General features: G+C 70.3%; 6 protein-coding genes and 1 pseudogene. 2 read left to right on the top strand and 5 right to left on the bottom strand.

Going from position 1 to position 5,673, the window contains the following annotated elements:
- The 5 genes and pseudogenes from Q2100_RS29155 to Q2100_RS29135 all read right to left on the bottom strand — a co-directional run.
- Positions 1-448: pseudogene (locus Q2100_RS29155) on the bottom strand (DUF1298 domain-containing protein); the annotation flags it as partial.
- Between the two features lie 2 nt (positions 449-450).
- Positions 451-1,356 carry an alpha/beta fold hydrolase gene (locus Q2100_RS29150; protein WP_302916834.1) on the bottom strand — a complete coding sequence of 302 codons (906 nt, stop codon included), beginning with the start codon at positions 1,354-1,356 and terminating at the stop codon, positions 451-453.
- A gap of 4 nt (positions 1,357-1,360) precedes the next feature.
- The gene (locus tag Q2100_RS29145; RefSeq protein ID WP_302916833.1) at positions 1,361-2,080 is read right to left on the bottom strand and encodes an Rv1363c family protein; all 720 of its coding nucleotides are present in this window, start codon (positions 2,078-2,080) and stop codon (positions 1,361-1,363) included.
- Positions 2,077-2,703, bottom strand: coding sequence for an Rv1363c family protein (locus tag Q2100_RS29140; protein ID WP_302916832.1), 627 nt, complete (start codon positions 2,701-2,703; stop codon positions 2,077-2,079). Before Q2100_RS29140 ends, Q2100_RS29145 begins: the two co-directional genes overlap by 4 nt.
- 82 nt (positions 2,704-2,785) lie before the next feature.
- Positions 2,786-3,259, bottom strand: coding sequence for a VOC family protein (locus tag Q2100_RS29135; RefSeq protein WP_269892394.1), 474 nt, complete (start codon positions 3,257-3,259; stop codon positions 2,786-2,788).
- Positions 3,260-3,344: 85 nt separating this feature from the next.
- On the opposite strand from Q2100_RS29135, the gene Q2100_RS29130 reads away from it, so the two are divergent.
- Together Q2100_RS29130 and Q2100_RS29125 are read left to right on the top strand one after the other, a co-directional pair.
- On the top strand, positions 3,345-4,217 hold the full coding sequence (locus Q2100_RS29130; protein ID WP_264011323.1) for an alpha/beta fold hydrolase: 873 nt from the start codon (positions 3,345-3,347) through the stop codon (positions 4,215-4,217).
- Positions 4,214-5,673: phosphotransferase (locus tag Q2100_RS29125; protein ID WP_302916831.1), on the top strand; the 1,460-nt coding region annotated here is incomplete at its 3' end. The genes Q2100_RS29130 and Q2100_RS29125, both read left to right, overlap by 4 nt.

Below are 5,673 nucleotides of genomic sequence, written 5' to 3'. Positions count from 1 at the left end.
GGGCGGCCAGCGCCGAGCTGCGCACCCCGTCGGCGAGGGCGTGGGTGGTCTGCAGCACCGCGACGGTGCCCGGGCGGTCGGCGCCGGGGATGCCCTCGACAGCGCCGAAAAGGTGTAGCCGCCAAGTCATCTCGTGGGCGTCGAGCTGCCCGTCGGTGAGCCGGCGGATCGCGGCCAGGCTGCTCGGCCAGCTGCGGTCGCCGAGGTCGTGCACGCAGAATTGGCGGTCGTCGATGTCGGCGCGCGCCCACTCGGGGTAGGTCAGTGGCCCGCGTTCGCGTACCCGCAGCCGCAACTCGCCGCAGCCACGGGCGCGTTGACGCACCGGCTCGAGTGCTTCCCGCGGGTCGTCGGGGCCGCCCGCGAATCCGTACACCAGGAACTGGTCGCTTGGCATCTTGGCCGACAGCCAGTGGGTCTGGGCGTCGGCCGCGGCGAGCCGGCGCACGGCTATCGCGCGGTGCCGACGAACCCGACGATGTGGCGGCCCACCTCGTCGGGCTGCTCGAGCTGCAGGAAGTGGCCGGCCCGCGCCACGATCGCCATGTCGCTGCCCGCGGGCAGGACGGGCTGCACCCACTGCGCGTAATCCGGTGCGGCGCAGCCGTCGTCGGCGCCGTGCAGGTACAGCGTCGGCAGCTTGGGCGCAGACAGCCAGTGCCGGTGCAGTTCGGCGTACTGCGCCGGTGGCTTGGTGTTGCGCACGGTCGCGCGGTAGTAGCCCAGCGCGGCCCGCCAGCGCTCCGGCGCACCGATCGCCGCGTCGACGTGGCGGATGTCCTCACCGGCGGAATAGCCCGGCGACCACTGCCGCCACAGCCGGGGCACTACCCAGGAGGCGGACCGGTCGGGCAGGAACGGCAGCTGGAAGTAGGTGATGTACCAGCTGCGCATCAGTTGGCGGGGCAGCTGGGCGGCCAGCCTGCCGCGGTCCGGCAGCCTGCCTATCGGCTGGAAGCTGGCCGGCGGGGGCACCGACATGATCACGGTCTTCGCGAACGGACTGTCGGGCATCGCCGCGAGCCCGGCGGTCGCGATCGCGCCCCAGTCGTGGCCGATGACGACGTCACGTCCGGTGGGGCCTGCGGCCTGCAGCACCCGGAGGGCGTCGTCCATCAGGGCTCCGACGTGGTAGCTCCCGTCGGACGGCAGGGACGACGGCACGTAGCCGCGCATGAACGGCGCCACCACCCGCCATCCGGCGGCGACGAGCGCGGGCGCCAGTTTCCGCCAGCCGTACGCGGTGTCCGGGAAACCGTGCAGGCACAGGGCGACCGGGCCGTCCTCGGGACCCCATGTCAGCGCCCGCAGCCGCCCCGCGGGGACGCTCACGTCGAGCCAGCCGGGTTCACTCATGCGCTCACACCGGCTCGAACTGCGAGACGAGCCACCGATCGCCGACCTTGTCGAGGGTCACCCGCACCGTCGACAGGTTGTCGGTGGGCATCTGCCCGCCGACGCTGACCTTCTGATTGACGTAGAGCATCGTGACCGCACGGTTCTTGTCGACCGATTCGATCGCGGCGCCGGGAACGGAGGCAACAGCCGTGATGCCCTGCTGCTTGGCGCCGGGGATCACGATGTCGTTGGTCATCGTGGTGTAGGTGTCACGGAACGGGCCGGTGAGCAGATCACGGGCCTCGGCCAGTTGCTGGTCGATCTTCGCGGGGTCGTAGGTCAGCATGAGCGCCACGGTGTTGCGCGCGGCCTGCAGGCTCTCGACGCGGGCCGCATCGGCCTGACGCGCCTCGTTGACCTGCCACTTGAGCACGCCCGCCGAGATCGCGAGGATCAGCGCGAGCGCGGGCAGCACACCGAAGGCCAGCACCCGGGCCCACGGGATGCCGGCCCGTGCCTCGGGCTCCGCGACATCCGCGGTGGCCTCGGGCTCCGCGACGTCCGGGGTGTCGTCGGGCTTGGTGACCTCGGAGGTGTCGGACTCGGTGACCTCAGTGACCTCGGGAGTGTCGGCGGGCTCGGTGACCGCGGGAGTGTCGTCGGGCTCGGTGACCTCGGTGACCTCGCCGGCTTCGGTGACCTCGGACACGTCGGGCTCGATGGGATCCTTCTCGGTGCTCACTGCACGAACTCCACGTCCGAGACCTTCATCTGCCCGTCGACCTCGTCCACGGTCACCCGCATCCGCCAGAACCGGAGCGGCTGGTCAGGCGCGCCGGCGTTCGACGCCGCGATCGACACCGCCACGAGCACCTTCGCCGAGTCACCGGTGTCGGACACCGACTCCAGGGCGGCCTGCTGGATGGTGCCGACGGACTTCGATTGCGCCTGCTTGACCACCTCGGTGTAGGGCGCGGCCCGCCGCTGGAACTGGTCGTAGAACCCGCCGGTCGACGAGTCGAGGATGCGCTGCACGTCGCCCTCGGCCTGCTGCCAGTCCACCGAGGTCAGGTTGAGCACACCCTGGCGGCCGGTTTCGAGGAAGCGTTCGCGCTGCTGCTCGGCTTGGTGTGCCTGCCAGCCCTGGTAGCCGAGCCAGCCGGTCAGCCCGGCGAGCGCAAGCACCACGACGAGGCCGGCCACGGTGGCCAGCCGGATCTTTGACCAGGGCGCTCCGCGTCGCTTCTTCCGGGCGTCCGCCGTGTCGTCGCTGTCTGCATCCTCAGATGCGGACTCGACGTCGGCATCCGGCTCGCCGACGTCGCCGTCGACGCCCCAGTCCGCCGGGGCGGCGTGCTTTGCCATTGGTCGCTCCTTCGCGGCACTCCGCCTTCAAAGTACGGGACGGCGATCCGCGATCTCGGCGACTCCCCGGAGGACGCGCGGCTCAGACTGCGGCGACGGCGTCCTCCAGTTCGGCGACGAGGATCTTCTGCATGCCGAGCATCGCCTTCGTCGCGGCCGCCGCACGGGCCGGGTCGGGATCGTTCAGCAATTCGTAGAGCCGCTTCGGCACGATCTGCCAGCTCAGCCCGAAGCGGTCCTTGAGCCAGCCGCACTGCGACTCCTCGCCGCCGTCGACCAGGCTGTTCCAGTAGTGGTCGACCTCGTCCTGATCGGCGCAGAGCACCTCGAAGGACACCGCTTCGGAGAACTGGAAGGCGGGGCCGCCGTTGATGCCGAGGAAGCGGGTGCCGTCCAGGACGAACGTGCCGTATGCCACCTCCCCGGGCGTGCCGGGCCCGGCTTCGGTGTAGCGGTACATCTGCTCGACGTGGGAGTTGGGGAACACCGATGTGTAGAACGCGGCGGCTTCCTCCACGTTGTCGTCGAACCACAGCGACGGCGTGATGGCGGGCATGGCGAATCCTTTCTGCTGGAGACCTCGTATGAAGGGAGACTCGACCCAGCCGGGAACCTCATCGCCGCCGCGATAGCGTGAGGCTGTGAGCACCGCGAAGTCCGATCAGATCCAGCCGCAGACCGTCACCTTCCGCGGCGCGGAGGGGCTGTCGCTGGTCGCCGACGAGTGGAATCGCGGTGCGGAGTCCGCGGCCGGCAGACCGACTGTGCTGATGCTGCACGGCGGGGGTCAGAACCGCTTCTCGTGGAAGAAGACCGGCCAGATCCTGGCCGATCAGGGGCTGCATGTGGTCGCGCTGGACAGCCGGGGCCACGGCGACAGCGACCGCTCCCCCGAGGCCAACTACACGGTCGAGGCGCTGTGCACCGACACCCTCGCCGTGATCGATCAGATCGGCAGGCCGGTCGCGTTGATCGGGGCCAGCATGGGCGGGTTGACCGGCATCACGGTCGCGCACCGGGCGGGGCCGGAGAAGGTCACCCAACTGGTGCTCGTCGACGTGGTGCCGCGCTATGAGAAGGACGGCAGCGCGCGCATCCGCGACTTCATGTTCAGCCACGTGCACGGCTTCGACTCGCTCGAGGAGGCCGCCGACGCCGTCGCCGAGTATCTGCCGCACCGCGCCAAGCCCCGAAGTCCCGAGGGCCTGAAGAAGAACCTCCGGCAGCGCGACGGCCGCTGGTACTGGCACTGGGATCCGGCGTTCCTCACCGCCCCGAACGACGACCCGTTCGTCCGGGAGGATCAGCTCGAACAATCGGCCATCGAGTTGACCATCCCGATCCTCCTCATCCGTGGCAAGCTCTCCGACGTGGTGAGCGCCGAAGGGGTCAGAGACTTCCTCGCCAAGGTGCCTGCGGCGGAGTTCGTCGAACTGGCCGACGCGGGCCACACGGCGGCGGGCGACGACAACGACGCCTTCACCGAAGTCGTGGTGTCCTTCGTCAGCCGGTGAGCAAGGACCGCCGCACCGTCGGCTTCAACTTCCTCTCCGAGCCGGAACTGCCTGCGCCGCAGGTGACCGAGGCGCAGGCAGAAGAGCTGCTGAGCACGCACTACGGCGTGACCGGGCGCGCCGAGTCGCTGGGCAGCCAGCAGGACAAGAACTTCATCGTCCGCGCCGACGACGGTGACGTGCTCGGAGTGTTGAAGATCGCCAACCCGGCGTTCACCGGAACCGAACTGGCGGCACAGGACGAGGCGACCGCACTCATCGAAGAAGCCGAACCGGGGTTGCGAATCGCGGTCCCTCTGGTGAACCGGACCGGTGCCACCTGCACGGCGGTCGACGGACTGCTGGACCGGACCGCGTATGTGCGGTGGCTGCGCTTCCTGCCCGGCGGGACGCTGTTGGACGCCGGCTATCTGTCGCCGGCCGCGGTCAGCGGGCTGGGTGACATCGCCGGGCGGGTGAGCCGTGCGCTGGCCGGGTTCGAGCACCCGGGCCTGGACCGGATCCTGCAGTGGGATCTGCGCTACGGCGCGGATGTGGTGGCGGCGCTCGGCCACCACGTCGATGACCCGTCCCGTCGTGCGCTCGTCGAGCAGGCCGCGCGGGACGCCTGGACGCGGATCGAGCAGCTGGCCGACGAGTTGGCCTGCCAGCCGGTGCATCTGGATCTCACCGATGCCAACGTGGTGGTGTCGCGCGCGGCCGACGGATCGGTGCGGCCGGACGGGGTGATCGACTTCGGCGACCTCACCACGAGTTGGGCGGTCTCGGAGTTGGCGATCACGGCGTCGTCGGTGCTCGGGCATGCCGGCGCCGATCCGACGTCGATCCTGCCTGCGGTGCGCGCGTTCCACGAGGTGCGACCGCTGAGTTCGGCGGAGGTCGACGCGCTGTGGCCGATGCTGGTGTTGCGGACCGCGGTGCTGATCGTCAGCGGCGCGCAGCAGGCGGCGATCGACCCGGAAAACGACTACGTCACCGAGCACGCCGACGGCGAATGGCGGATGTTCGAACAGGCGGTGTCGGTGCCGCAGGACGTGATGACGGCACTGCTGCGGGCGGAACTCGGGATGGCGGCGCCGGCCGCGCAGCTCGCCGGCACGCTGGTCGCGGGGATCTATTCGAACGCCATTGTCACGCTTGATCTTTCGGTGACATCTGATGTGTACGACGATGCCTTCGCCCCGGGCGGGTGGCTGCGCGATGACGTCGAGGACGCGGCCGCGCGCGCCGCTGTGGGCAGCGGCGCCGCGTTGGCGGTCACCCGGTTCGGTGAGCCGCGTATGAGCCGCGCGCCGAGGTTGAGCCACCGCAGCGCCGACGTCGTCCCTACGGGGATCGGGGTGTGGCCGGCGGAGGACGTCGGCCTGGTGGCGCCGTGGGACGGCGAGGTCGAGCACGTCGACGGTGCCGCGGTACTTCGGGGTGCGGAGTTCGAGCTGAGGCTGACCGGCGTGGC

Source organism: Mycolicibacterium arseniciresistens (assembly GCF_030519285.1).
In the GTDB taxonomy this organism is placed as follows: Bacteria; Actinomycetota; Actinomycetes; order Mycobacteriales; family Mycobacteriaceae; genus Mycobacterium; species Mycobacterium arseniciresistens.
The sequence above is the reverse complement of the archived record's forward strand: the minus strand, read 5'-3'. Positions and strand labels throughout refer to the sequence as shown.

What these genes read in the sequence shown, in the direction of transcription:
- Q2100_RS29140 (WP_302916832.1), bottom strand. Translation starts at nt 2,703, where the DNA reads ATGGCAAAGCACGCCGCCCCGGCGGACTGGGGCGTCGACGGCGACGTC.
- Q2100_RS29135 (WP_269892394.1), bottom strand. Translation starts at nt 3,259, where the DNA reads ATGCCCGCCATCACGCCGTCGCTGTGGTTCGACGACAACGTGGAGGAA.
- Q2100_RS29150 (WP_302916834.1), bottom strand. Translation starts at nt 1,356, where the DNA reads ATGAGTGAACCCGGCTGGCTCGACGTGAGCGTCCCCGCGGGGCGGCTG.